This is a genomic window from Labrenzia sp. PO1, assembly GCF_012273635.1.
Lineage (GTDB): Bacteria > Pseudomonadota > Alphaproteobacteria > Rhizobiales > Stappiaceae > Roseibium > Roseibium algicola.
Map to the genome: position 1 here is coordinate 395,227 of NZ_JAAXCR010000002.1, position 26,826 is coordinate 422,052.

The 26,826-nt window shown below is 59.5% G+C and carries 21 protein-coding genes; 14 read left to right on the forward strand and 7 right to left on the reverse strand.

Annotation, left to right across the window (positions count from 1 at the left end; translation table 11 throughout):
- Nucleotides 1–46: 46 nt before the first annotated feature.
- On the forward strand, nucleotides 47–334 hold the full coding sequence (locus HCG46_RS09725; protein WP_168685990.1) for an antibiotic biosynthesis monooxygenase family protein: 288 nt from the start codon (nucleotides 47–49) through the stop codon (nucleotides 332–334).
- On the opposite strand, the gene HCG46_RS09730 is transcribed toward HCG46_RS09725, so the two are convergent.
- From HCG46_RS09730 to HCG46_RS09745, 4 genes are all read right to left on the reverse strand, one after another.
- Nucleotides 331–1,461 (reverse strand): AI-2E family transporter, encoded by a 1,131-nt coding sequence (locus HCG46_RS09730; protein WP_168685992.1) that lies wholly within the window; start codon nucleotides 1,459–1,461, stop codon nucleotides 331–333. The genes HCG46_RS09725 and HCG46_RS09730 overlap by 4 nt on opposite strands.
- A 204-nt stretch (nucleotides 1,462–1,665) precedes the next feature.
- Nucleotides 1,666–2,448, reverse strand: a complete 783-nt coding sequence (locus HCG46_RS09735) for a TIGR02186 family protein (protein ID WP_023001774.1) — start codon at nucleotides 2,446–2,448, stop codon at nucleotides 1,666–1,668.
- On the reverse strand, nucleotides 2,445–3,374 hold the full coding sequence (locus HCG46_RS09740) for a sulfite exporter TauE/SafE family protein (protein WP_031269647.1): 930 nt from the start codon (nucleotides 3,372–3,374) through the stop codon (nucleotides 2,445–2,447). Before HCG46_RS09740 ends, HCG46_RS09735 begins: the two co-directional genes overlap by 4 nt.
- Nucleotides 3,375–3,794: 420 nt before the next feature.
- Nucleotides 3,795–7,865, reverse strand: coding sequence for a peptidoglycan-binding protein (locus tag HCG46_RS09745; RefSeq protein ID WP_168685994.1), 4,071 nt, complete (start codon nucleotides 7,863–7,865; stop codon nucleotides 3,795–3,797).
- 422 nt (nucleotides 7,866–8,287) lie between these two features.
- Here HCG46_RS09745 and HCG46_RS09750 point away from each other — a divergent pair, with 422 nt between their 5' ends.
- The 9 genes from HCG46_RS09750 (at nucleotide 8,288) to HCG46_RS09790 (ending at nucleotide 18,746) form a co-directional block, all read left to right on the forward strand.
- Nucleotides 8,288–8,749 (forward strand): MerR family DNA-binding transcriptional regulator, encoded by a 462-nt coding sequence (locus HCG46_RS09750; protein ID WP_023001777.1) that lies wholly within the window; start codon nucleotides 8,288–8,290, stop codon nucleotides 8,747–8,749.
- A gap of 332 nt (nucleotides 8,750–9,081) precedes the next feature.
- On the forward strand, nucleotides 9,082–10,878 hold the full coding sequence (locus HCG46_RS09755) for an acyl-CoA dehydrogenase C-terminal domain-containing protein (protein ID WP_077290611.1): 1,797 nt from the start codon (nucleotides 9,082–9,084) through the stop codon (nucleotides 10,876–10,878).
- Between the two features lie 104 nt (nucleotides 10,879–10,982).
- Nucleotides 10,983–11,621 (forward strand): glutathione S-transferase, encoded by a 639-nt coding sequence (locus tag HCG46_RS09760; protein ID WP_023001779.1) that lies wholly within the window; start codon nucleotides 10,983–10,985, stop codon nucleotides 11,619–11,621.
- Nucleotides 11,622–11,648: 27 nt separating this feature from the next.
- A complete protein-coding gene (locus tag HCG46_RS09765) occupies nucleotides 11,649–12,857 on the forward strand; it encodes an acetyl-CoA C-acetyltransferase (protein WP_168685996.1) in 1,209 nt (402 codons plus the stop codon).
- 2 nt (nucleotides 12,858–12,859) lie between these two features.
- Nucleotides 12,860–13,243, forward strand: a complete 384-nt coding sequence (locus HCG46_RS09770; RefSeq protein WP_023001781.1) for a cupin domain-containing protein — start codon at nucleotides 12,860–12,862, stop codon at nucleotides 13,241–13,243.
- Nucleotides 13,244–13,261: 18 nt separating this feature from the next.
- Nucleotides 13,262–15,472, forward strand: a complete 2,211-nt coding sequence (locus tag HCG46_RS09775) for a 3-hydroxyacyl-CoA dehydrogenase NAD-binding domain-containing protein (protein ID WP_168685998.1) — start codon at nucleotides 13,262–13,264, stop codon at nucleotides 15,470–15,472.
- A 146-nt stretch (nucleotides 15,473–15,618) separates the two neighbouring features.
- On the forward strand, nucleotides 15,619–16,740 hold the full coding sequence (locus tag HCG46_RS09780) for an AraC family transcriptional regulator (RefSeq protein ID WP_168686000.1): 1,122 nt from the start codon (nucleotides 15,619–15,621) through the stop codon (nucleotides 16,738–16,740).
- A 560-nt stretch (nucleotides 16,741–17,300) separates the two neighbouring features.
- Nucleotides 17,301–17,576: a DUF6460 domain-containing protein gene (locus HCG46_RS09785; protein ID WP_031269649.1), complete on the forward strand. Its 276-nt coding sequence runs from the start codon at nucleotides 17,301–17,303 to the stop codon at nucleotides 17,574–17,576.
- 123 nt (nucleotides 17,577–17,699) lie between these two features.
- Entirely contained in the window at nucleotides 17,700–18,746 is a 1,047-nt protein-coding gene (locus tag HCG46_RS09790; RefSeq protein WP_168686002.1) for a hypothetical protein, read from the forward strand.
- A gap of 11 nt (nucleotides 18,747–18,757) precedes the next feature.
- Here the strand turns inward: HCG46_RS09790 and HCG46_RS09795 are convergent, their stop codons facing one another.
- Nucleotides 18,758–19,705, reverse strand: a complete 948-nt coding sequence (locus HCG46_RS09795; RefSeq protein ID WP_168686004.1) for a histone deacetylase — start codon at nucleotides 19,703–19,705, stop codon at nucleotides 18,758–18,760.
- Nucleotides 19,706–19,887: 182 nt separating this feature from the next.
- Between HCG46_RS09795 and HCG46_RS09800 the strand changes: the two genes are divergently transcribed.
- The gene (locus HCG46_RS09800; protein WP_168686007.1) at nucleotides 19,888–21,240 is read left to right on the forward strand and encodes an MATE family efflux transporter; all 1,353 of its coding nucleotides are present in this window, start codon (nucleotides 19,888–19,890) and stop codon (nucleotides 21,238–21,240) included.
- Nucleotides 21,241–21,252: 12 nt separating this feature from the next.
- Here the strand turns inward: HCG46_RS09800 and HCG46_RS09805 are convergent, their stop codons facing one another.
- Nucleotides 21,253–22,347 (reverse strand): quinone-dependent dihydroorotate dehydrogenase, encoded by a 1,095-nt coding sequence (locus HCG46_RS09805; RefSeq protein WP_168686009.1) that lies wholly within the window; start codon nucleotides 22,345–22,347, stop codon nucleotides 21,253–21,255.
- Entirely contained in the window at nucleotides 22,344–22,688 is a 345-nt protein-coding gene (locus tag HCG46_RS09810; protein WP_031269651.1) for a DUF952 domain-containing protein, read from the reverse strand. The genes HCG46_RS09805 and HCG46_RS09810 overlap by 4 nt, the downstream gene beginning before the upstream one ends.
- Before the next feature lie 152 nt (nucleotides 22,689–22,840).
- On the opposite strand from HCG46_RS09810, the gene HCG46_RS09815 reads away from it, so the two are divergent.
- The 3 genes from HCG46_RS09815 to HCG46_RS09825 all read left to right on the forward strand — a co-directional run bounded on the left by HCG46_RS09815 (nucleotide 22,841) and on the right by HCG46_RS09825 (nucleotide 26,687).
- A complete protein-coding gene (locus tag HCG46_RS09815; RefSeq protein ID WP_168686013.1) occupies nucleotides 22,841–23,524 on the forward strand; it encodes a helix-turn-helix transcriptional regulator in 684 nt (227 codons plus the stop codon).
- An 18-nt stretch (nucleotides 23,525–23,542) separates the two neighbouring features.
- Nucleotides 23,543–24,484: a thermonuclease family protein gene (locus HCG46_RS09820; protein ID WP_168686015.1), complete on the forward strand. Its 942-nt coding sequence runs from the start codon at nucleotides 23,543–23,545 to the stop codon at nucleotides 24,482–24,484.
- Nucleotides 24,485–24,710: 226 nt separating this feature from the next.
- Nucleotides 24,711–26,687 carry a methyl-accepting chemotaxis protein gene (locus HCG46_RS09825; RefSeq protein WP_168686017.1) on the forward strand — a complete coding sequence of 659 codons (1,977 nt, stop codon included), beginning with the start codon at nucleotides 24,711–24,713 and terminating at the stop codon, nucleotides 26,685–26,687.
- The last annotated feature ends 139 nt before the right edge of the window (nucleotides 26,688–26,826 follow it).

Consider the following 26,826-nt stretch of genomic DNA (forward strand, 5'->3'; position numbering starts at 1 on the left):
TTTATCCCATGCCGGCAACATACAGCCGACGCGGAAAGGATCCCCCATGGCCATCAAAGTTGTCGTTCAATTCAAGGCTCTCAAGGACCGGCAAGAGGCGTTTGAAACCATCATGCACTCGGTTTCGGCCGATCTTCCGGGCGTGTCCGGGTGTCAAGGTGTCGAGGTTCTGAAGGACCTGGATGATGCATGCCGCTTCACGCTTGTCGAAAGCTGGGAAAACAAAGCAATCCACAAGGCACATATCGACGGACTGATTGCTGATGGAACCTGGGCCATGATTTCCGGTCATCTCGCCGAAGATCCGGTAAGTGGTTATTTTCAGACGCTCTAGCGATCGGGCAAGGTCGTCACTTCAGGCGGCCTTTTCTCGCCTGCCTTCACCCAAGCAATGATCAGTTCGTAGAACACCGCCAGGATGACGGGCCCGAGGAAGAGACCGATCAAGCCATAGGCAATGGTGCCGCCGAGAACGCCGATCAGGATCACCAGCATCGGCACGTTGAGGCCACGGGACATCAGGATTGGCCGCAAGACATTGTCGATGAGCATCACCGGAACCATCAGCACGGTGAACAGGAGTGCCGGCACCAGTTCCCAGGAGCTCCAGGCCCAGATGATCGTGGGAACAATCACCAGTGCCGGGCCGATCTGGATGATGCACAGGATCAGCGCCACGAAGGTCAGGACGCCGGCAAGCGGCACAGAAAACGCGATCAGCACGATCCCCGTCAGCAGCCCCTGGACGACAGCAACACCGATGACACCGCGCGAGACGTTGCGGATGGTGGCACCGGCCAGATCGACAAATTCCGATCCGCGCGGCGCGATGATGCGGTCGGCAAACAGCTTGCTGCCCTTTGCCAGGGACGGGGCCGGTACAAACAGGCAGCCTGCGAGTATGATGGAGACGATGAAAAACAGCACGCTGCCACTGAGTGAAGCCAGAACACCGAGGATGCGGCTGCCGGCCGGCACCAGCGTCGGCCCGACCTTGGCCAGAAGTTGTTCCAGCCCCTGACCAGCGAGTTGCCAGATCTCGGAAATCTTGGCACCGACGACCGGCAACCCGGCGAGTTTCTCAGGCAGGGGCGGCAGCTTGAGGACGCCGTTCGCCATGCCGTGGTACCAGCCCTGAAGCGTGTCCACGAGACTGACGATCAACACGGCAACGGGACCGATCACGATTGCAAGACAGCAGAGCGTGATCAGGACTGCTGCAAGAACCTTTCGTCCACCAAGCCTGGCGACGAGCCAGTCAAACACCGGATAGAGTGCGACCGTCAGCACAACCGCCCAGACCAGGAACAGAAAGAACGGCGCGACGAGCTGAAGTGAAAAATAGGCAAAGAGCCCCAGAACGCCCAGGCGGATGGCGATATCGATGACCTTTGCATCCAGTGTCGGGTCAGGTTTCACAACTGTTTCCACCCGTGGTGTGGATGAGGGTTCTTCTGTCATGTCCGCCTGCCCCAACAGCCTGAAAATTCTTTGGACTCGAGAATAGCCGCGGCGGCGGCAAGCGCCAGCGGAAAGTGCGCGAACATGCGGTTTCCGGCGATAACATTCGGCGTTCAGTCAGATGGGTAAGCCTGGTAGGACAAGATCGGCTCGAGAAGGCAAACTCAAGCAGGCCGAGATTGGGCGGGCCGAGATCGGGTCTGCCTAGTCCTTGCGGAAGATCACACCGGCGAGCCAGCCTGTGAAAATGGCCAGTGACACCGCGAGGAGGCCATAGAAGAACGGATAGGACTGCGCCAGTTCAAAGGTGACCTGTTCGAAACCGCTTTTGGCAACAGCCAGCGTCTGCTCCGTCTGGGCCACCACCTCGCCATGGAGGAAGAGGAAGCTTTTGACCTTGTAGTCGCCCACGGGGATGTTGGCTGGCAGGGGAATATTTGTTCGGAACATTGTGTCGGTCAGAAAGGTGATCGAGGTTTGCTGTTCCGAGTAAAGACCCATCTGCTCCCGCAGCCGGACGAAGGCGCGGCGAAAATCATCCCTGTCTGACAGAGCGACATTGGAAACGCCCGAGACAGCCAGGTTGATGTGGTTGAGGCCGATGCCAAGGTCGTCAAGAACCGTGCGGTTCGCAAGGTTGCCGATATTGATGGTGCTGGCGACCGCGTAGTAGGAAGGAACGTTCTGGAACCGCTCGGCCTCCCGGTTCACCCAAACGCCCAGAAAACGGCCCTTGCGCCGCGTGGTGATGTCCTGCGGTGGTCCCTCCACGACGATGGCCAGTTCATAGCCGCTCGGATCGTTGGGTTGGCGCTCGATGTTGCTGGCTTGCCCGAAGATGACGATTTCCGTGCCCGTGAAATTGGACTGGATCGAGATCAGATCCGAGGACAGGGACGTCACCAGTTCCTGGTTCGGCCGGCTCTGGGCTGCAGCGCCGGTTACCAGGCCAACGACAATCGACAGAAGCAGGATCAGCCGGCTCATGCCCCTGCCCCCTTCCGGATCGCGATGGAATAGAAATCGTCCGGTGTCAGCAGCAGGTCGACCGCAAAGCGCAAGCCGACAGCCAGGACCAGAAGCGCAAGCAGCAGACGCAATTGATCGCCGCGCAGGTTCTGGCCCATGCGGGCGCCGAACTGGGCTCCGATCACGCCGCCGACCATCAGCGTCATGGCCAGAACGATGTCGACAGTCTTCGTGCCCATGGCATGGAACACAGTCGCGGCTGCCATTGTGAAGAGGATCTGGAACAGGGATGTGCCGATGACGATGCTGGTGGGCACGCGCAGCAGGTAAATCAGCGCAGGCACCATCATGAAGCCGCCGCCGATCCCCAGGATCGTGCCGAGAAAGCCGATGATCGCGCCAAGGCCGACAACCGGGATGATGCTCACATAAAGCTTGGAGCGCCGGAAACGGACTTTCAGCGGCAGCCCGTGGATCCAGTTATGCTGACCCGGTTTGCGGGCTTTGGGCGCAACGCCGGACTTGCGCCGACGGATGGCACGGATGGATTCGAACAGCATCAGGCCGCCAATGGCGCCCAGGAACGTCACATAGGACAGCGAAATCACGACATCCAGCTGACCGATGGACTGCAGAACCTCAAACAATATGACGCCGATAAACGACCCTATGACACCGCCGCAGAGCAGGATGGTGCCAAGTTTCAGGTCGATGGCCTTTCGTCGCCAATAGGTGACGACGGCCGATGACGAAGAGGCAACCACCTGCGTGGTAACGGTGGCAACGGAAACCGCGGGCGGGATACCGGAGAAGATCAAAAGCGGTGTCAGCAGGAAGCCACCGCCGATACCGAACAGCCCCGACAGAAAACCCACGGCGCCGCCCATGCCGAATATCACGAAGATATTCACCGGAATCTCGGCTATGGGCAGGTATAATTGCACGGGATCAACCGGAAAACTGCAGAAATGACTGCGTAAAGATTACGATGAAATGGTTAAAGACCTGTAGAGTCCAGCATGTCAACCGGCCAGCAGGTCTGTTTGGTTCGGTTCGCCGATTTTAGACAAGTGCCAGGCGGAATTCGACCATTGCGTTGCGCAAATATCCCGCGTTCCGGTCTGTTTTTGAAACCACGCCCATCGTGCTTCACGTTAGAATATCTGACTGCATTCAGGCTCTGCCTTTTCCATCGGCAAATTGCCTGTAGCGCCGTTACCGAAGAAAATTCCATTTCGTGTCACCGTGAAAAAACAATGCGGGCCGCAATGTGAAAACACCCAGCCGGGCATCTGGCCTGGCTGGGTGCTTGTTTCATCAGGTCGCCGTTTGTCGCGCCCACCCCGGATACACCTAGGGATGGTCTAGATCGCCTGGCTCTTCAACTCGTCCAGCAGACGGTTGTCGACTTCTCCGGTTTCCGGCATTCCGATGCTCCGCTGGAAGGCGCGGATCGCGCTGCGGGTGCGCGGACCCATCTGGCCGTCCGGGGTACCGGTGTCAAAACCGAGGTAGTTGAGCTTGTCCTGGGCTTCCTTGACCATGGCCGTGTTGTCGGGCGCCTGGATCGACACCTTTTCCGCCGGCAATGTGGCGCTGTCCACCCAACCCGGCTCCATCGTCACCTTGTTGGCCGCTGCGTTCGGCGTCTTCAGCTTGAAGTTTTCGACCGCGAGCCGGGCATTGGCCAGGGTTTCCTGGTCCATCATGTTGGCGACATCGTCGCGGCGCTTGGCTGCTTCCGGGTCGCCCTGATCAGCCGCAATCGCGAACCATTTGTAGCTGGCGACCAGGTCCTTATCGACGCCGATGCCTCCGGCATAGAGGATGCCCAGGTTGAACAGGCTGTCCTTGACGCCGAAATTGGCGGCTTCTTCGAACCACTTGGCAGCAGCTGCATAGTCAGGCTGTTCACCACCTCCCTCGGCATAAAGAACCGCGAGGTTATGCATGGCCTTCGCATTACCGGCCTCGGCCGCCTTGGAATACCAGGCCTTTGCCTTCGGCAGGTCCTTGTCGACACCACGGCCTTTTTCGTAGAGGCTTGCGAGCCTGTACTGGGCAGGTGCGAGACCCTTGTCGGCCGCTTTCTGATACCAGACTGCTGCCTTGGACAGATCCGCCGATACACCGCTGCCTTCGGTGAATTTCACACCCACCAGGAATTCTGCGGCCGCATTGCCACTGGCAGCAGCGCTACGCAGCGCCATCGGGCCAACGCCTTCCGGCGGCAGGTTTGCAAGGAGGCTTGCCGGAGCGCCGGCTTCGCTTGCCGGTTGGAACCCGGACACAGTGCTTTCACCTGCTTCGCCGAAGCTGCTTGCAACGCCTGCGGGCGGCGCGAACGCCAGTTCGGTTTCAGGGGCAAGCGGACCGGACGCGGAAGCAGCCTCAACATTGTTGCTTTCGGTGACCGGTGTCGTTTGCGGCGGCGCGGACTGCGCTGATGCAACAGCCGGGGCCTGTTCTGACATCGTGTCGGCTGTCTCGTCCGGCATCGCGCTGACAGGCACGGATTCTGCGCCTTCGGCCGCAGATCCGACGCCGCGGCTTTCTGCCAGAGCAACCTCGCTAGTAACCTCAACGTCCGGCTGAACGTCGGCTTGTACCGGAGCAGCGTCTGCCATTTCCGGCGCAGGAACCGCTTCAACGGTTTCCGGCGTGTTCGCGGCAAGCTGATCGGCCTCTTCCGGGCCACCGGTTGCCAGGCGGAACACCTGCAGTGTTCCGATCAACAGGACAACGGCGGCAGCTGTATAGAGAATGGCCCGACGCCGGCCGCTGGAGGCCTGCGGAGCTTCCGGCGCCGGGCGATCACCCGGCAGAACGGCAGAATCCTGGGTTTCAAACGCCTGATCGGCAACGTCCTCGGCATTCAGCTCCAGATCTCCGACCGGTTCGGCCTTGTCTTCCTTCGCAGCGGACTTGTCGCGCTTGAGAACGTTGCGCAGCCAGCCGACACGGGCCTTGCCGCGTTCCTCGTCGGCAGCTTCAGGTTCTTCCGTTACCTTCTGCCGCTTTTCCAGCTGGGCAGCTTCCGCCGAAGCTGCCTGTGCTGCGCGGCGGGCAGCTGCGATGAAGTCTGCCTTGCGATCACGGGTCCGGTCATCGGCTCGCGGTGCCTGCGATGCATCAGCGGGCTGCTGCTCGCCTTCCGTCTTCCTGGCCTGTGGGGCCTTGGAGAACAACGGGGCCGGTTCATCAACCTTGATCGGGGAGAAGCTGGAGGCCGGCGTTTCACCGAAGTGGTCGGCACGTTCCAGGTTGTCCAGGCGCTCGGTCAGCGAGCCCAGCACGGACTTGACCCCGTCAAAAGTGTTCCGCGTCCGTTCGTCAGTACCTTCAGCAGCGTCAAGCAAACGCTTCAGATCGGACTGAAGCTCCGTGATGGCCTGATCGTACTGGCCGTTTCTCGGTGCCGGTGCGCTTTCGATCGCTTCCCTTGCCGCTTCGCGGGCGATGCCCACGACGTCTGAGCGGGTTTTTTCCAGGCCCTTCTCGATCCGCTCCAGGAACGGCGAGAACTGCTCCATGCTGAACGCCTTAGTGGACGTGCTTTCGATCTGTTCCGCGAGCGCGGCAACCTTGGCTCCAAGCTGTTCGAAGCGGCTGTCGTCGGTAACTTCGGCACCCTTCGACACGATCTGTGCCAGATCGGCAATCCGCTGTTCGAGCGCTTCTGTCGATGCCGGTGCCGACACGCTGGCACGCATGGATCCGATCTCCGCGCGCAGCTTGTCGAGGTCCGATGTCGTGACCGTGTCTTTCGGCTGATCCAGACGAGCAGTCAGATCGTTCAACCGCTCCTGAAGCTGGGCCATGAACTTGGTGTCCGGCGCATTGCCGCCGGACCGCATCGCGGCTGCATCCAGAACCGGCACCGGGCGCGCAGATTTCTTTTCGATCGCGTCGATCTTGCCGGAGATCGTTTCCAGACGCTGTTCCAGCGCTGCAAAGGCGCCCGTGTCGGTCGACGGAAGCGGACCTGCTTGCTCCATCCTCTCGAGACGGTCAACGATTTCGTCGAGGCGCCGGTCAACCTGACCCAGATGCTGAGTGTCCACCGGAGCTGCACGGTCGTCGGCCATCATGCCGACGATGTCTTCCAGGCGGCCCTGCAGCCTGGAGATCGTTTCCGGCTCGGGCATGCGTTGTTCCATGGCGGACAGACGGCTGTCCAGGCCGCGCTGTTCCCGTGCCAGGACTTCCAGATCGTCGAGGCGGCCGGACACGAATTTCATCCGGTCATCGATACCCTCGACAAGACCCTTGATATCGATCTGTTCGACAAAGCCGCGCACTTCACGCAGTTCCGCACGAAGCGGTTCGATATCGGCATGGCCCTTGCGCTGCAGGAGCTCTTCCATGCGTTCAGCAATGCTGACGACCCGGTCTTCCAGCACCATCATGTGCTCGGACCGCGGCAGGGCGGCGAAGGCGTCCTCGATTTCGTTGAGGCGCGCGGTCACACCGCGCAGGACGCGGGGATCCACAGACGCACGGGACAATTCATCAAGGCGCTGCAGGATATGGGCATACCCGTGCTCCAGGGTCTGGAGTGCCCCTTCCACGTTCGTGCGGCCGACCATGTCCTTCAGGTCGGCGACTTCCTTGCGGATCTCGCGGGCCAGCTGGTCGTTCTTCTTGTCGGCACGCAGACGCTCGACCATGTCGGACAGGCGACGCAGTTCCGCATTCTGCCGGCTCACGGTTTCGTTGGTGCCGCGCGACAGGCCGCCAAGTGCCTCGCGCAGCGAACCAAGCTCATCGCGAACCTGATTGAAGGCCTGTTCCTGCGGCGCTCTCAATGCGTCGATGCGGCGGCCAAGGTCCTTGTAGATATGCATGGACGCTTCGCTTCTGGAGCGTACGTCCCGGTCGCGCTGGCGAGAGGGCTGCGGCGCATATTGCGCTTCGTAGGCATCGTCCTCGTCATAATAGGGTTCGTCAGCCGGCAGATTGTCGATGGCATAGCTCCCCGGGCGAGGACGTGGCTTCGGCGCCGGCCGAAGCGGCTCATCCCGGTAGTCCGCGCGATGCTCCTGACGATAGTCTTCCAGCGGGTCCGGGCTCGCAAGCCCCTGCACCTGTTCGTCCAATCGGTCGAGCGCACCCATGACTTCATCAATGCCCGGCTCGCGACGAGGCACCCTGCGGCGCGGCGCAGACTGGTGAGGCTCCGGCCGACGCACTTCGGGCCGGCGTGGTTCCGCCTGGTCGGCCAGTAGCCGGTCCAGCTCGTCGGCCACGGCGTCGAGATCCTCGTCACGTTCCTCGGAGGGATAACGGTCATTTTTGCCAAGCGCCGTTGCAGTGCGCGTCAACCGTTCTATGCGGTTTCGCGCCGGCTCGCGGCGTGGTGCATCGTAAAAGTCGTCGCCTTCATACGCATCACGGCCGCGGCGTCCTGCCTCGTTTTTCTTCCAAGCCGGCATCTCTTGACCCTGGGCTGACGGTCATTCAGACCGCTGATGAAACAGGCTGCGCCATGATTCCGTCGAGGACGGGACAGGCACAGCGTTTTGAAAGACTTTGTCGTTTTAGGGTAAACAGGCCGTTAATTGGCCTTGCTAAATGCGAAAACAGACCGTTTTCGAATGAAAATCAGATGTTCACGCGATCAGGGTGACGCGAATCGGCAAACGCTGCGTTAACGAATTTTTCCCCTGCGACCTTACGTGACTGGACCTTAACGCAAACGTAAGCTAAACAGTGCGCAAGAAACCGGCTGAGCCACTGTGCACACAACCGCATCGCCTGAGAACGCACTGGAGATCATGTCTTCGGAGCGGGTTTCGAAAACTGCAAAACATCAACGATGAGCCGGACAACGGCTGAAAAACGAGAACAAACTGCTATGAGCGAAGCGCTTTCGATCCTCAATGAAGACGATCTTGTGGACGTTGTGTCCGCAAACGACGACAGCACAAAGAAAACCCAGTTCACAATCGGCGACCTGGCGAAAGAATTCGACTGCACCCTGCGCACGCTGCGCTTTTACGAAGACAAGGGGTTGCTCAACCCCAAGCGCGACGGCCTGAACCGCGTCTATAACCGCCGCGACCGTGCCCGCCTGAAACTGGTACTGATGGGCAAACGCGTTGGCTTCTCCCTGTCCGAGATCCGCGACATGCTCGACCTTTACGACCTGCGCGACGGTCAGGTGACGCAGCTCCGCGTCGCCCTGTCCAAGTTCAACGAGCAGATCGCCGTTCTGGAAGATCAGCGCAAGGACATCGAACAGGCCATCGAGGAACTGTCACGCACTGTCGAGATCGTTTCCGGCATGCTGAAGCACAAGGAAGCGGAAGAGGCATAAGTCCCTTTCCTTTCGACCTCAGAGTTTTGAACCGCTGGCGGCAACGCCGGCGGTTTTTTGTTTGTGCGGACGTCAACTTGCAATTTCTGCGAGAATTGACACCCTTTTTCCAAAAACTGTGAAATTCCCCAAAAACGACAAGTCGCAACACGATTTCGCGTACGGGACCTTCGGAAATCATTCCCATCAGCATGTTTTAGGCGTATTTTTTTGACAACCCTTCCGTTGGGACACCACTTGCCGGGCAATAACAACACGCGTATATAGGCCTCAAGGTGACGTTTACGGAAACGTAAGGTCGAGACATAAACGGCAGATCTGGGAGGATTTCCATGCCGAGCTATACCGCTCCCGTCGATGACACGCTTTTCCTGTTGAAGGACGTGTTCGGCTATGACCGATATTCCAACCTGCCAGGTTTTTCCGATGCACCTCTCGACCTTGTGGAAGCGATCTTGCGCGAGGGTGGCAAGTTCGCGGAAGAAGTTCTCCAGCCGTTGAACCAGACCGGCGACAGCGAAGGCTGCACGCGCAACGACGACGGCACGGTCACGACACCAAAAGGCTTTCTGAAAGCCTACAAGGCGTTTTGCGAAAACGGCTGGGGTACCTTGTCGGCGGACGCGAATTACGGCGGACAGGGCCTGCCGCATACTCTGACCACCGTCTTCAATGAATTTGCCTCTTCGGCAAACATGGCCTTTTCCATGTACCCGGGTCTGACCGCAGGGGCCGTTGCGGCCCTGACGATCCACGGCACGGATGATCAGAAGCAGACATACCTTCCCAACATGATCGCCGGAACCTGGACCGGCACCATGAACCTGACCGAACCGCACTGCGGAACGGATCTCGGCCTCATCCGCACCAAGGCAGTGCCGCAAGCCGACGGCTCCTACAAGATTACCGGTACCAAGATCTTTATCTCAGCCGGTCAGCACGACATGGCGGAAAACATCATCCACCTGGTGCTGGCCCGCATCGAGGGCGCCCCGGAAGGCACCAAGGGCATTTCACTGTTTGTCGTGCCCCGCAACGCGATCGGCGACGATGGCTCGGTGGGAGACAACAATGGCGTTTCCTGCGGCTCGATCGAGCACAAGATGGGCATTCACGGCAACGCCACCTGCGTGATGAACTACGACGATGCCACCGGCTGGCTGGTCGGCGAAGAGAACAAGGGCCTGCGCGCCATGTTCACCATGATGAACGAGGCCCGCCTCGGCGTTGCGGTTCAGGGGCTCTCCCAGTCGGAGGTCGCCTATCAGAATGCCGTCATCTACGCCAAGGATCGCATCCAGGGCCGCGCCCTCACCGGACCGAAAAACCCGGACAAGCCCGCCGACCCGATCATCGTGCATCCGGACGTACGCCGCACCCTGATGCAAATCCGCTCGTTCAACGAGGCCGCCCGTGCTCTCGTCATCTGGACCGCGCTTCATGGCGATGTCTCGCACAGGTCCGACGACGAAAAGTCCAAGCAGTTCTCCGACGACATGATGGGGCTGATGACACCTGTGCTCAAAGGCGTTCTGACCGACACCGGATTTGCAAATGCGGTCAATGCCCAGCAGCTTTACGGTGGCCATGGCTACATCAGCGAGTGGGGCATGGAGCAGTTCGTCCGCGATGCCCGTATTGCCATGATCTACGAAGGCGCCAACGGCATCCAGGCACTGGACCTCGTCGGCCGCAAGCTGCCCGCGAACGGCGGTCGGGCAGTCATGAGCTTCTTCAACGAGGTCAATACCTTCCTGAAGGAGAACAAGGACAACGAAGCCCTTGCCGCCTTCACCGGGCCATTGAAGAAGGGCATGGACGATCTTCAGGCCGCGACCATGTGGTTCATGAACAACGCCATGAAGAACCCGGACAACGCCGGCGCCGGCTCCGTCGACTACATGCACCTCTTCGGGCTTGTTGCCCTTGGCTACATGTGGGCGAAGATCGCAAAGGCCATTCAGGAAAAGGTCGCGGAAGGTGCAGGCGACAAGGCCGAATGGCTGGAAACCAAGCTGACCTTCGGGCGTTTCTTCATGGAACGCACCTTGCCGGAAACGGGCGCGCATCTTGCCCGAATCTCGTCCGGGTCCGAAACCATGATGTCGGTTGCCGCGGACGCTTTTTAAAGCGTCCGGGGGTCAGCTCGCTGATGGCGGAAATTTGAGCCCGCAAATCGAAACCGGCGGCTATAGTCGCGTTCCAATTTGATTTGCGAGGGGAATTTCAAGTTATGGCTGAATACGTTCTTCACTGCATGGCCCAGTCGGGACACTCCTACAAGGTGGCCCTGATGCTGGAGCTGTGCGGCGCCGACTGGAAGCCGGAGTGGGTCGACTTCTTCAACGGGGCCACCCGAACCGAAGAATTCCGGGACACGCTGAACGAGATGGGTGAAGTTCCGGTGCTTGTGCATGGTGACGACATCCTGACCCAGTCCGCCGTCATCATGGACGACCTGTCCGAAAAGTTTGGCGCCTTTGGCTGGGAAAACGATGAAGAGCGGCGGGAAATCCTGCGCTGGACGATTTTCGACAACCAGAAGGTTTCCGGCTTGCTCGGCCCGCTGCGCTTCCTGCGCACGCTGATGAAGACCGGCGAGACGGACGTGGTCAAATGGCTCGACGGGCGGTCGAAATCCGCACTTGCCATCCTGGACAAGCATTTCGCGAAGAATGACTTCGCCATCGGCAAGAAGCCGACAAGCGCGGATTTCTCGCTGTGCAGCTACCTCTTTTACGAAGGTGAGCTCGGGATTGATCTCGAGGCTTATCCGAATGTCACCAAGTGGCTGGGGCGGATCAAGGCTCTGCCCGGCTGGAAACATCCTTACGACCTCATGCCCGGCCATCCCTTGCCGGATAAGACCTGAGGCCAATCCGATCTAGAGGAGGATCTGATGCCCGAAGCCTATATCTACGACCACGTGCGCACGCCGCGCGGACGCGGCAAGAAGGACGGTTCGCTGCACGAAGTGCCCGCCGTCCGGCTTGCGGCCACCGCGCTGGAAGCGATCCGCGACCGGAACGGTCTTGACACGACCCGGGTGGACGACGTCGTCCTGGGCTGTGTCGACCCGGTCGGGGAAGCCGGAGGCGACATTGCCCGTGCGGCGGTGTTTGCGGCCGGTTACGACAAGTCGGTTCCGGGCATGCAGATCAATCGCTTCTGCGCCTCCGGTCTCGACGCGGTCAACATGGCTTCGGCCCAGGTCATGGCAGGCCAGCACAAGCTGGTAATCGCCGGCGGCGTGGAAAGCATGAGCCGTGTCGGCCTTGGCGCTTCCGGCGGTGCCTGGCCGATCGAGCCGCAGGTGGCCATCCCCTCCTATTTCATGCCCCAGGGCGTCTCGGCTGATCTGATTGCCACCAAATACGGTTTTTCGCGCGATGACTGCGATGCATATGCGGTGGAAAGCCAGAAGCGCGCCGGCAAGTCCTGGGAAGATGGCCGGTTCTCCGGATCCGTCGTGCCCGTGAAGGACGTCAACGGCATCACCATTCTTGACCGGGACGAGCACATGCGGCCGGAAACCGACATGCAGTCGCTCGCCTCGCTCAACCCCTCCTTCGAAATGATGGGCAACATGGGCGGTTTCGATGCGGTCGGCATCCAGGCCCATCCGGAAATCGAAAAGATCAGCCATGTGCACCACGCCGGCAACTCCTCCGGCATTGTCGATGGAGCTGCCGCCGTTCTGATCGGTTCCAGCACCGCAGGCCGTTCCTCCGGCCTGAAGCCGCGTGCCCGCATCAAGGCTTTCGCCAATATCGGTTCCGAACCGGCCCTGATGTTGACCGGCCCGGTGGATGTTACCGAAAAGCTTCTGAAAAACGCCAAGATGGACATCAAGGACATTGATCTCATCGAGATCAACGAAGCCTTTGCCTCCGTCGTCCTGCGTTACCAGCAAGCCTTCGATCTTGATCCGGCAACGGTCAACGTCAACGGCGGTGCGATTGCCATGGGCCATCCTCTCGGCGCCACCGGCGCCATGATCCTTGGCACCGTGCTCGACGAACTGGAACGCCGCGATCTCAACACCGCCCTCGTCACGCTGTGTATCGGCGCGGGCATGGGAACAGCGACCATCATCGAGCGGGTCTGATCATGATCAGCAACATCGACAGGGAATTCGCCCAGATCACTGACTACTGGTCTCCGCGTGTGGTGGCCGACGTCAACGACCAGAGCGTCAAGCTTGCGAAGCTGAAAGGCGAGTTCGTCTGGCACGACCACCAGGACGAGGACGAGCTCTTCTTCATCATCAAGGGCAGCCTCACCATCCGCTACCGCGACCGGGACGATGTCGTCCTGAACGCCGGCGACATGCACGTCGTGCCCAAGGGCGTCGAGCACAATCCGCTCGCAGAAGACGAATGCTGGGTGATGCTGTTCGAACCCGCAGAGACCAAACACACCGGCGACGTTGTCGTCGACGGCACGAAGACGGCTGCGCAACAGCGCGCCCATCTGCAGTCGACCGGCGCCTGACCCGAGGAGGACCATCAAATGAGCTACAAGAATTTCACCGTTGAAACCGATGAGGACGGTTTTGCCCTGATCACCTGGGACATGCCGGAAAAATCGATGAACGTCATCGATCTGTCGGTCATGGACGAGCTGGATGCGATTGTCGACCAGGTGGCAAGTGACGACGCCATCAAGGGGGCCGTGATCACGTCCGGCAAGTCCGCCTTTTCCGGTGGTGCCGACCTGACCATGCTGGAAGGGCTTCTGAAGGACTTCCACATCAAGCGCGGTAACGACGCGGAAGCTGCGGCCAAGGCTCTGTTCGAAGGATCGCGCAAGCTGTCTCAGGTCTACCGCAAGCTGGAAACCTGCGGCAAACCCTTCGTCGCCGCCGTTGCCGGCACCTGCATGGGCGGCGGTACCGAACTGGCGCTGGCCTGTCATGGCCGCGTCGTTGACGAAGGCCTGAAAATGGGTCTGCCGGAAGTCAAGGTAGGCCTCTTTCCGGGCGCCGGCGGCACCCAGCGTGTCATGCGCATGACGGACGGACAGCAGGGCATGCAATTCCTGCTCCAGGGCCGCACCCTGCGGGCACCCCAGGCCAAACAGATGAAACTGGTGGATGAAGTCGCCCCGACCAAGAAACTGGTCGCCGCCGCCAAGAAGATGCTGAAGGCAGGCCTCGACCCGGTCAAGGACTGGGACAAGAAGGGTTACAAGCTGCCAAACGGCAAGGTCTATTCCCCTGCCGGTTTCCAGTTCTGGCCGGCCGCCAATGCGATCTACCGCCGCGAGACCTATGACAACTATCCGGGTGCCCGCTACCTGCTGCGCTCCGTCGTCGAAGGTCTGCAGCTGCCGATGGATCTCGCGCTTCAGGTGGAAAGCCGCTACTTCGCCAAGGTGCTGCAGGCCCCGGAAGCCGCCAACATGATCCGCTCGCTGTTCGTCTCCATGCAGGAGCTGAACAAGCTGGCTCGCCGCCCGGTGGATCAGCGTCCAAACAAGATCCGCAAGATCGGCATTCTCGGCGCAGGCTTCATGGGTGCAGGCATTGCCTATGTCACGGCACAGGCGGGCATCGACGTCGTGCTGATCGACCGCGACCAGGAAGCCGCCGACAAGGGCAAGGCTCATTCCGAAGAGCTGATCACCAAGGCGATCAAGCGTGGCCGGGCGAGCGAGGAGCAGAAGGAAAAGCTGCTGTCGAAGATCACCGCCACCGTCGATTATGAAGCCCTGGCAGATTGCGATCTGGTGATCGAAGCCGTCTTCGAAGATCGTGAGATCAAGAAGGCGGTGACGGAGAGAGCCGAGGCGGTGATGAAGTCTCGTGCCATCTATGCTTCCAACACCTCGACCCTGCCGATCACCTCTCTGGCGCAGGCGTCCAAGCGGCCGAAGAACTTCATCGGCATCCATTTCTTCTCGCCCGTCGACAAGATGATGCTGGTGGAAGTGATCCTCGGCAAACGCACCTCCGATCGCGCGCTTGCCATGGCGCTCGACTATATCAAGGCCATCAAGAAGACCCCGATCGTCGTCAATGACAGCCGCGGCTTCTACACCTCGCGCGTCGTCATGACCTATATCCGCGAAGGCCTGATGATGCTGGCGGACGGCGTTCCAGCGGCCATGATCGAAAATGCCGGCAAGATGGCTGGCATGCCGGTCGGACCGTTGTCGCTTGGCGATGAAGTGGCGCTGGATCTTGCCTGGAAGATCGTCTCTGCAACTCGCAAGGACCTCGGCGTCAAATACGTCGAAGGCCCGCTCGACAACATCCTGGAAGAGATGGTGGTGAAGCAGGAACGTTTCGGCCGCAAGAACGGCAAGGGCTTCTACGACTACAAGGGCAAGGACAAGAGCCTGTGGCCCGGCATTCCGGAAGTCACCGGTCAGCCGAAGCCCGCGGAGAGCTTCAACATCGAAGAACTCAAGCAGCGTCTCCTGGTGATGCAGGCGCTCGAAACCGCCCGCATCTTCGAGGAAAAGTGCCTGACGGATGTGCGTGAAGCCGATGTCGGCTCCATCCTTGGTTTCGGCTTCGCACCCTATACCGGCGGTACGCTCAGCTATATCGACATGATGGGTACACCGGCCTTTGTCGACTTGTGCAAGAAGTTCACCCGCAAGTGGGGACCGCGCTTCAAGCCGAACAAGCTGCTGAAGGATATGGCCAAGGAAAACGAGACGTTCTACGGCAAATTCCCGCCGAAAGCCGAAGCGAAGGTCAAGGACGCAGCCTGATCGACAACCGATGCCGCTTCCGGACGGGGGCGGCATCGACCTTCCGTGTTCGTCAAGTGTTAGCATTTTACGACAAAACTTGATCCGGCATGACTTGTCATGCACAGTTCTGCTTGGAATTGGGCATGGGCAGGCTGGAGATACGAATGCCGCTAGATGGCGAATGGGCACGCTCCGATGTCTTCCGCGTTCTGCGCGACATTTGTTCGAACGCCAATCTGGACTGGCCTCAAATGGCCAGGGACTACGAATTCGATCTCGCAAGCCTGGACGACCCGCAAGGTACCGTGCCGATAGCCGCCTGGCATGCCGTTTTTGAACATATCGCCGATGTCCTGGGCGATGACGCCGTCATGTTCGATCTGTTCAACACGATCGACATCGGCTGCTTTTCAATCTTCGACTATCTGTTTGCCTGCGCTCCGTCACTTCGGGAGGCCTGTCAGGCCTGGGCGAAGTTCAGTCCGATCAGAACCAATGCCTATCGGGTGATTTTCGAGGAAGACGAGACCGGCGGCTTCGTGGAATGGCCTATCCTTGAAGGACGCGGTGAATGGCGACAGAACGTGTTCGGACGCATCGGCTGGGCGACCCAGCAGATTGAACATGCACTCGACATGAAAGCGCCGCCAATCCTTATCGAGCTCGCGACCTCACAACCAAATTGCACGTCCAATTTTCAGAAGAAATATCAGGGCCGGATCAAGTTCGGCGCGACCCGCAACAGGATTTCGTTTCCGAAAACGTTGCTCTCCCGCCCGCTCCGGCGCCACGACGCCCACCTTTACGAGATCATCCTGACGTCTGCGAATTCGGAACTGGAAAGGTTCGGCCAGTTTGAATCTCCGCTGTCGCGCATTGCCAATGAAGTTTCCGCCAGTCTGTCGACCGGGACATGCACCCTGCCGCTCATTTCAGCGAAACTTGGCATGTCACAGAGGGCGGTGCAGAGGCTTCTGGAAAAGGAAGGCACCAGCTTCCGTCAGCTAAGCGAGGAAGTTCGGCGTTCCGCAGCCGAACGATATCTTCTGGGAACGGACCTTCCGATGAAGGAGATCGCCTATCTCCTCGGCTTTTCGGAACTGAGCACCTTTTCGCGCGCCGTGAAGACATGGTTTGGCGTCTCCCCCAAGAAGGTTCGGGATGCACCCCGCTCCAGATCTCCTGCTGCTGCTAATTCCACGACGGGGCGCAAGCAACCGATGCAGCGCTCCAAGGTCACGGTGGCGACGCCCTCCGCTGTTCGGCAATCCGCTGCCACAAAATGATTTCGTTTCCAGCCCTGGACAGGGCTTGGTCACCGCGAAGCTGTGATGGTTTGGGAATTGCGGCACGGCGGTTACGGGCTTGTCACCACCGTGCCAGAGATCATTCTTGTTGCCGGCGGTTCCGTCGAGAACACTCGACTGAACCCGCCAATACCGCTTTCGGCTGCTCTTTCATTAGCATGAAGAACAGGACGGGTCGATGGCGGCTGGCCCATCCTGCAGTGTGCGCGCTTTTTTGCCGGTTCAGCACTTGTGCCGGTCCGGCGGCTGTCTTTCACCGCAGGTAGAGGAAGGCAGATCGTCGCGGTTGTGGGTGGCCGCAAACAATCTAGATGCACATTCCTGAAAGTTTAATACGCCAACAGGGCCGCTGCGTCTTTGGCAGGAAGCGAACAGAACTTTACGAATTACGACACCAAACTTAATTAATAAGAAATTTTACAAACGGCCTTCGCACGAACTGGAGTTGCCGCCGTGCTTGCCAGGCCTCATTGTAATCGACACCGAATATTCCTAACTTCTGGCCAGGAATGGTAAGCAACGTCATGCAGGAGACACATATGTCCGACACCGGCCTGAGCCGATTTCTGGGAGGTTCACCAGCCCAGGTGCTTTTGCGGCTTGTGTTCCTGTCCTTTGTTGTCGGCATTATCCTCTCCGCGCTGAACCTCGACCCGCTCGACCTGATCACCATGTCGATCGATTTTGTCGAACGCCTGTGGAACATGGGTTTCAACGCCCTTGGACGCCTGGGCAAGTATCTGGTCATCGGTGCAATGGTGGTTGTCCCGATCTGGCTGGTTACTCGCATTCTGGCCATGGGGCGAAACCGCTAGTCCCGGCAGAGGCCTGCGTTTGTCACTTAAGGCAAGCACGCAACCCTTGCGGGAAATTAACCCTTTCTTAATCATAATTAACTGAAACTGGCGGAACCTCCCCGAGCCTTAAGGGGCCCTTGCATGTCCGCCATCGCAACGTCGAAATTTGCTGCCTCCTACCAGGCCTACGCCCGCGCGGGTTCTGGTGCGGGCAATCGCTCAGGTTCGCTTGCTGCCGCACAAACGCTCACCACGTTTCTGGGGGCCAACGGTTCGGCCGACGACGAGGACAAGGCAAAATCCCTCTTCGAAACCTACAAGGATTCTGTTGAGCTCAGCGACGGCCTCGCCCGGTCGGTTGAGAACAACAAGGATGCGATGCGCAGGCAAAAGATCGAGATGGTCCAGAAGCGCATCGAACGGCTCAAGGAAATGCTGCGGTTCGCAACGCCGGAGCAGGCCAAGCGTCTGCTCAAGGAGCTGAAACAGATCTCCAAGGAGTTCAAGTCCGCCTCCCAGGACCTCAAGTCGGCAGGTCAGGGCTTGAGCGGTGGAGGCGTCGGCACGGGTGTTCTTTCAGGCGCTTCAAACATCGCCGCCACAGCAGATATCATAACCGGTGCCGGGACGCAGGTTAATGCAACCTCCGCATTGGTCGAGACGGTGTCTGCAGCAGCGAGCAGTCCCGAGACACAAATTCCGGTATCCGGATCTGAAACGGGTGCCGCGACTTCGGGACCGGAGATCCAGGCGACGGGTCAGGCTCAGACCGGAGCGGAGCAGGATGGTTCTTCCGCAGGCGCACAGGAACCGGACAGCTGGCGGGAAGACCTGAAAGCGGCTGTCCTGACCTACACAGAACAGCAACAGGAAACGAACAAGGCACTCGCCGCAAGCCGCAGGTCAGGGCTGCAGGGCGACAAGGAAGCCCTCGCCAAGATGGCTGAGGACATCAAATTTCTTGCCCAACAGATAGAACGCCTGCTCAAACGCGATGAGCGCGACACAAAAAAAGATCTGAAAGACGTCCGTGCCGATCTCAAGGACGGCGTCAAGGCACTGAGGGCCTCAAATTTCAGCGCGCAGCCAGACCCGGCTTCCACCGCGAGCCCTGCGGGTACGGACGGGGTTTCGACCGCAACCGGTTCGACATCGGTCTCCCTGCAGGTGTCCGATATCCTGGTATGAACCGGCTGGCTTTAGCCGGCCACCTGTTCATGCGCGGCAACCGTAGTGAAATCTTCAGCCATCACAGCCTTGGCTGTTCGATGCAGTGTCACATGGCGATCGGCCAATTCGTCGATATCCGTCGAATAGCCTCCACCCAGAACTCCTGCCAGCGGCACGCCCGCCTTTCGCACCGTTTCGATGACATAGCGGTCACGCCTGCAAAGACCGTCGCGTGACAGCGACAGTCTGCCGAGACGATCACCGGCATAGGGATCGACGCCGGCATTGAAGAAAACGATGTCCCAGGGCCCCTGGCGCAGCAGATCAGGCAGAACCTCTTCCAGAACAGCAAGATAGACTTCGTCACTCGTCCCATCGGCAAGACCTATATCGAGATGGGAGGGGACCTTGCGCACGGGGTAGTTCTTTTCCGAGTGAAGCGAGAAAGTGAAGACATCCGGGTCGCCCTGAAAGATGTCCGCGGTGCCGTCTCCCTGATGCACGTCCAGGTCGACCACCAGCGCCTTGCGGATGGCGCCGTCCGCCTGCAACACCTTGATGGCAACTGCGACGTCGTTGAAGACGCAGAACCCGGCTCCGTGTGCACGGCGGGCATGATGACTGCCGCCGGCGGTGTTGCAGGCAATGCCGTGTTCCAGTGCCAGATATCCCGTCAACACGGTCCCGCCCGTTGCACAGCGCGCCCGCAGGGCGATGTCCTCGCGCATCGGAAAACCGATTTCCCGCGCCACCTTTTCCGGCACCCGGGCATTGAAGACCTGATCCACATAGGCAAGATCATGTGCGAGTGCGACCCACTCGAAGGGGGCGGGACGAGGCCTGAAAAAGGCGCTGTCGCCGAGAAGCCCTTCCTGCCGTATCAACTCGGCAACGGCACGGAACTTGTCCATCGGGAACCGGTGATTGGCGGGAAGATCGGCGCAGTAGGCCGGATGGTGAACGATAGGCAGGGTCATCTGTGCGCAATATAAGGCGCGCCGGCGCTACGGGCACCCCTTTGAACGACACAGCAGATCCGAATTTTACGGCTCAGTGCAAATTCGGCAGCCATGTCCGTGAATACCCGGTATGTGCCGAAATGAATTGACGTGCCGAGGCAAGGCAGACATGAAGGTCTTCCTCTCGAAGCGAGCCATCGATGTCCCAACTTTCAGCAACCGGCGAGCGGCCGAAACTGGCGTTTGCGGTTACCCACCGCACTGTTCTTGCCATCGCCATTCCGATGACACTCGCCTATCTGTCGACGCCCCTGCTCGGCATCGTCGACATGGCCGTGATCGGCCGCCTTGGCGACCCGGCTCTGCTTGGCGGGATTGCCATAGGCGGGATCATCTTCGACCTGGTGTTCACGACCTTCAACTTCTTGAGGTCCGGGACGACAGGCCTGACAGCCCAGGCTTTCGGCGCCCAGAACGAAGAAGAAGTCAGGGCAACACTGCTGCGCGCCTTCGTGATTGCGGCCATCGGCGGTCTGCTGGTCATCCTCTTGCAAGCCCCCTTGCGAGAAATCGGGCTCTGGTTCCTGGGGGGCAGTGCGGATGTGCAGGCCGCAACGAGCCGCTACTTTGACATCCGCGTCTACAGTGCCCCTTTTCTCCTTGCCAACTATGCCATGCTCGGCTGGTTCATCGGCCTCGGGCGCGCAGGAACAGGGCTGGTGCTTCAGCTCGTTCTGAACGGGCTCAACATCGGCCTCAGTGTCTGGTTCGTCATCGGTTTCGGCTGGAGCGTGGAAGGTGTCGCGCTGGCAACTGTCCTGAGTGAAATCGCGGCAACGGCACTGGGCGTCTGCCTGGTCGTCTTCACCACCGGCAAGACGTCCTGGCCGGCTCTTCAGGTGATTTTCGACCGCCGCCTGCTGGTGCGGATGATGGCCGTCAACAGGGACATCATGATCCGCTCCTTCACCCTTCTCTTCGCCTTCGCGTTTTTCACGGCGCGTTCGGCAGACCAGGGTGATACCGTGTTGGCCGCAAACGCTCTGCTTGAGAAGTTCATCATGCTGGCTGCATTCTTTCTGGATGGCCTGGCGACCGCGGCGGAACAGCTTGCCGGCCGGGCGGTCGGGGCAAGATACCGGCCCGCCTTCGACCGCGCATTGAAACTGACAGCACTGTGGAGCTTCGCCCTGGCGGGGATCCTGTCGACGCTGTTCTGGTTTTTCGGGCAGTACATGATCGATTTCATGACAACGGCAGAAGATGTCCGCCAGGTAACTTCGACCTATCTTGTGTGGGCGATACTGACCCCGGTCTTCGGAGTGCTGGCATTCCAGATGGACGGGGTCTTTATCGGCGCTACGTGGTCATCGACCATGCGCAACATGATGCTGTTGTCGCTCGTCGTTTACCTGGCTGCCTATTACCTTCTGTTTCCTATCCTGGGGAACCACGGTCTTTGGCTCGCCTTCCTGCTGTTCTTCGGAACGCGTGGCCTGACATTGCTGGCCGCCTGCAGAAAGCGGGCAGCCGAGACGTTCGGCAACGCATAAGAACAGCTGTATCTAGGCCGTTTCCGATGCCCAGGCATCGACATTGGCATCCCGCGCGTCGCGCAGCGACGCAATCCCGTGCTGGTCCAGTTTTGCAGAAAGGCCGCTCAGGATCTCGTCAATCAGCCCCGCACCCTTGAACACAAGGGCAGAATAGAGCTGCAACAGGTCCGCCCCCGCCGTGATCTTGGTCCAGGCGGTTTCCGCACTGTCGATACCGCCGACACCGATGATCGGTAGATCCGGTCCGGCCAGCTTGCGTGCGCGCGCCAGCATGATGGTCGATTTCCGGAACAGGGGCTTGCCCGACAAGCCTCCGGTTTCTTGTGCCGGCCCCTTGCCGCTCAGGCCGTCTCGTCCGATCGTCGTGTTGGAGACGATCAGGCCGTCGACGCTCTTGGCGAGTACTTCCTCGACAATATCCTGCAGGTCCTCATCAGCAACGTCCGGCGCGATCTTCAAGAGCACAGGAACCTTGCGCCCAAACGTCTGCGTGCACTCGTCCCGTGCCGTGATCACGGCAGTCAGCAGATCGGCAAGTGCGGACCGGGCCTGCAGGTCGCGCAGTCCCGGTGTGTTGGGCGAAGAAATATTGACGGTGAAATAAGACGCCATATCGGCGAACGCGGTGATACCGGCGACGTAGTCGGCAATCCGGTCGGTTGCATCCTTGTTGGCGCCAACATTGATGCCGACAATTCCTGTCAACCGCCGGCGGGCTTCAAGCCGCTGTCGCAAGGCTGCGTGGCCTTCGTTGTTGAATCCATAGCGGTTGATCACGCCTTCGTCTGCGGGCAAGCGGAACACCCTCGGCCGCGGATTGCCGGGCTGCGGCTTCGGGGTGACCGACCCTGCCTCGGTATATCCGAACCCCAGCTTCAGCAGCGCATCGGGCACTTCGCCGTTCTTGTCGAACCCTGCAGCCATCCCGAGCGGATTGGGAAAGGTCAGATCCCAGAGCTTCACTGCAAGGCGCGGGTCAGACACCTTCCGGCGCGGCGGCATCAGACCGGATTTCAAAGCCACAACAGTCGCACGGTGCGCGGTTTCGGCGTCCAGGCACTGCAGGCCTCTCAGCGCAACGTTTTCAAGGAAAGGCGGTATCATTGATCCAGCTCCGGAAAGTCATGTGACCCGTCCGGTGAAAGCGGCAGTTCCTTCACCCAGAGTGCGACCTTCGGGTCCAGCGAGCCATAGAGATGGGGAAACAGGGCCCCGCCCCGGGAAGTTTCCCATTTCAACAAGTCGCCAAACCCATCAGCATCAAAGGCGGCCAGCAACAGATCCTGCTGGCCCGCGAAATGTTTTGCAGCGGTTTCCCGGACCTGATCCTCGGCGGAAAAATGAATGAAGCCGTCCTGAAGGTCCACCGGCGCGCCCTTGAAGACGCCTTGGTCGGTTGCCTCTTGCCACATGGATTTCGGGACGATCTTGAAAATCAGGGTCATCTGTCTGCCTTGCCTCTTGCCGGGGATGGCATGGCAGGCAAAGGCCCGGCGCATGCTCAGCCGGTCGGGACACTACTCATCCGAACCGTAGCGAACAAGCCGCACAAGTGGCTCCAGCCTGTTTCTTTTGAATTTTGGTCGGGAAAACCCATATGAGCGAAAGGTATTTATTCCTGTCGCGCCAATACGGAGAAACGGCAGCCGTGCTCTCACATGAAAAGGTCTGGGCGGCCATTGATGCCCTCGCCTCGCAGAACGGGCTTTCGCCGTCCGGCCTGGCTCGGCGTGCCGGACTGGATCCGACCGCTTTCAACCCGTCGAAACGCGTTGCGGGCGACGGACGCCCACGGTGGCCATCGACAGAGTCGCTTGCCAAGGTGCTGGCCGCCACCGGCGAAGCCTTGAACACGTTTGCCGCCAGGGTCGAAACCCCGGGCGGGCCAACCGACGCTGCGCCAGCTTTGGTGCCCCTTGCAGGATTGGATGCTGCCTCGGAGCGAAACGCCTTCGACAGTGCCGGCCGGCCGGCTGGCGCGACGTGGCAAAGTCTCAGCTTTCCCCAAATCGGCGCTGCTTTTGCGCTGCAGGTCAGCAACGAAGACTTCCATCCCCTTTACAGGAACGGCGATATCGTCGTGGTTGCTCCCGGCGCCCCCCTTCGCACCGGTGACAGGCTTGCCATCAAGCTCAACAGTGGCCGGTTGTCGCTTTACACGTTGCAGGAGACAGGCGACGAAGACCTGGCGGTTTGCACAATCGGGGACAATTCACAGTCAGCGCGCTTTCAGCACTCGGCAATCGAGTGGACTGCCCGTATTATCTGGGCGAGCCAATAACCTGCGAGCACACATTTGATGAAGCTTCGGCCTCTCATAACGCCAGCAATCGTGCTGACCACCGCAGGTGGTCTGCTCGCCTGGCTGCTCCTGGCAGACCCGCCGTCCGTACAGGACGAGCCGGTAGCGGCTGGCAGCATCACCAGCGCCGCCGAGGAAACAAGCGAGCCGGCAAAGACGCCCGAGCCCGCACCGCAGTCGTCCACTACCCAAGCCCAGACGCAGAAACCGGCACAGCCCCAGAGTGAACCCGTCGTTGTTGCAGCTGCGCCGCTGCCGAACGACATTCGCAACGTTTCGCCGGAGGGGGTATCGGCACCGCAGGTACAAGGTGACCTCAAACGTATCGAACCTTCCAAACGCTACCTGGAACTGAAGGATCCGCCGATTGAACCGGTTCCGGACGGCCCACTGGAGCTGATGCGCGTGCAGGTTCTTGACGGCGGACGCATCAAGTCGGACCGGTTGACAGTAACGCTTGCCCATATCGTTCCGCTGAAATCGGACGAAACCTGTGTTTCCCGTCTCGGTGGCACCTGGCCCTGCGGTGCCAGGGCGCGCACTTTCCTGAGAGGACTGGTGCGGCAGTTGAAGGTGGTATGCGAAAAGATCGAGGAGACCGGACCGCAACAGATTCTGGCAACCTGCACCCGCGGATCGATGGACCTCAGCAAGCGTCTTGTCCGCTATGGCTGGGCGGATCCGGCGCCGGACGCACCTGCCGATTTCATGGAACTTGCCGAAAAGGCCAGAGACAGAAAAGTCGGCAAGTGGCAATCGGAATGGCTGAACGAGTTGCCGACGAGCGAACTGGAAACAGAAGTGCCGTCTGCCTTGCCAGGCCTTGAGGAACTTGCCCCGGAAATCGTCGAATGGAGCCTGAGGACCGAACCGGAACAGCCGGGGGACGGTCAAATGGCAATCGAGGATTACCCGCAAGTAGAACGGCCGGTGCAGTAGGGCTGGAGCGGCACCGCTTCGCGTGAAGCAAGCCTTTGTTTCTCCTCGTCAACCGACCGCCTCTCACTGCTGCTGAAAAATCCTTGCGAGCGCCTCGAAGCAGCTCATACCTTCGGCGAATAGGGTTAATACATAGACAAATCAATCAGTACAATTAGTTCAATGTTTACGCCCATAAGGGAAAGTGGCTCAAACATTATCAGTCCGTGACGAGGACCAAAGAAATATGAGCGCACCTGCCCCCAAGAACACTGTCGAAACTGACAATATCACGAAGTACATCAAGTTCATGTCCTCAACGGGAAGCGACACGTCTTCCGCTCAGACGGCATGGAACTCCCTTCAAAAACACCTGCCCGACATACTGGACCGCTTCTACAAGGAACTCGTTTCGCACGAAGAGTTGCGCCAGAAAATGGGCGCCCACGAGAAGAACACCGTTCCTCTCAAAAATGCGCAAACCAAACACTGGGAATATATCTTCAACCACGACCCGGACCTGGAGTTCATCGGACAGGCTGCGCGTATCGGTCAAGCTCACGTAAAGATCGGGCTGAAGGCCGAATGGCTGATGTCCGCGTTTGGACGGCTGTTGAACGAAATCCTTCCCGTCGTCGTCAAGAAGCACCGGTTCTCGCAAAAGGCCATGGTTTCCGAGATGCAGGCCGTGGTGACACGGTTCTTTCTGGACATGATCCTTGCACAACGCGCGTTCGAAACGGAACAGCGCCGCATTGAAGACGCTGAAATGCGGGATACGATCGGGCTGGAGAACCTGCGCACGACCGCAAACACCATCAGCGAGCTGAACGAAATCGTGATGTCGATGGCGTTGTTGTCGCGCAATACCCAGGAAGCCAATGCGAACGGCCAGTCCATTTCCGCCGCGGCGGACCAGCTTGTCGCCTCCATCGGCCAGATTTCCGAAAACAGCGAAGGCGCGGCCAACGAAGCCGTTCAAACAAACAACGCCGCCAAGGATGGCCTGGACAAGATGTCGGCCGTATCGAGTGCCATCGGCGATATTTCCTCAACGTCCCGGCAAACCGCGCAGAGCCTGTCAGACCTGAGCGAAGCTGCATCGCAGATCGGCGAATTCCTGTCGGTCATTCAATCCATCGCAGACCAGACCAATCTTCTGGCGCTGAATGCCACCATTGAAGCCGCCCGTGCAGGAGAAGCCGGCAAAGGCTTTGCCGTCGTTGCTTCGGAAGTCAAAACCCTCGCCTCGCAGACCGGCAAGGCGACGGAAGACATCGCGCAGCGGATCGAAGCACTGACCGCTGGCATGGAAACAATCCAGACAGCCATCCAGAGCTCCGAAGGCGCCATCCAGAATGGCGAGGATGCCATCGCGGCCGCCAATGAACTCATGCAATCCATCGACGGGATGGTTGGCAATGTTTCCGAACGGGTCACCCAGATTACGGACATCCTTCATCAGCAGAAAGAAGCCAGCCACGAAATCGCTCGCAACGTCGCCAATGTCGCTGAATCGAACCGGAACACGGATCAGCAGCTCGGCGCCATGCAGCGTGTTCTGAAACAGAGCAACGACAGTTTCAGCGGCTCGGCCAAAAACTTCTTCGACGCCAATTCCGACAAGTCGCTGTTGGAGATGGCGAAGATTGATCATGTCCTGTTCAAGAAGCGTGTCGTCGACACAGTGACCGGACACGACGACTGGGCATCCTCCGGCATGCCCGACCATCATCATTGCCGTCTTGGCAAGTGGTACGACGCCATCAAGAACGAGAAGATCAAGACACACCCGGTCTTCCGCAACCTGGTCACTCCGCACAAGGCAGTTCATGATGCAGGCCACAGAGCCCTGCTTGCCGCCGAGCAAGGCAATTCCACGGAAGCCTTCGCTGCTCTCGTCGATCTGGACAAGGCCAGCAAGGAAGTCCTGAATGGCCTGACGGAACTTGCCGCCGCCATGGAAACCGATCTGAAAGACGCGGAACCCCGCAAGTCGCCAAGACAGGACGTCGGCAAGAAGGCCGAAGTTCTGCTGGACGGCGCCATCCAGACCGTGGAGCTTGAAAACGTGTCCGTAACGGGTGTCGGCCTGAAGGGCGTAAAAGATGCAAAGGCGGGCAAAACCGTTTGCATCCGTAGCGATGGCAAGGAGCGCCTTGGCCATATCATCTGGGTGGACGGCACCAGGGCGGGCGTCCAGTTCTTCGACGAAGACAAATAAACTTCGCGGGAAACGCCTGCTGACAATCCTGATAAGGTGCCCGCTTGGGCACCTTATCAGCTTTATCGCCATGCACGTTTGAATGAACGGCTGCACTAGCCATTCACACCACTGGATGCAGGCAGACTTGCTGACAGAC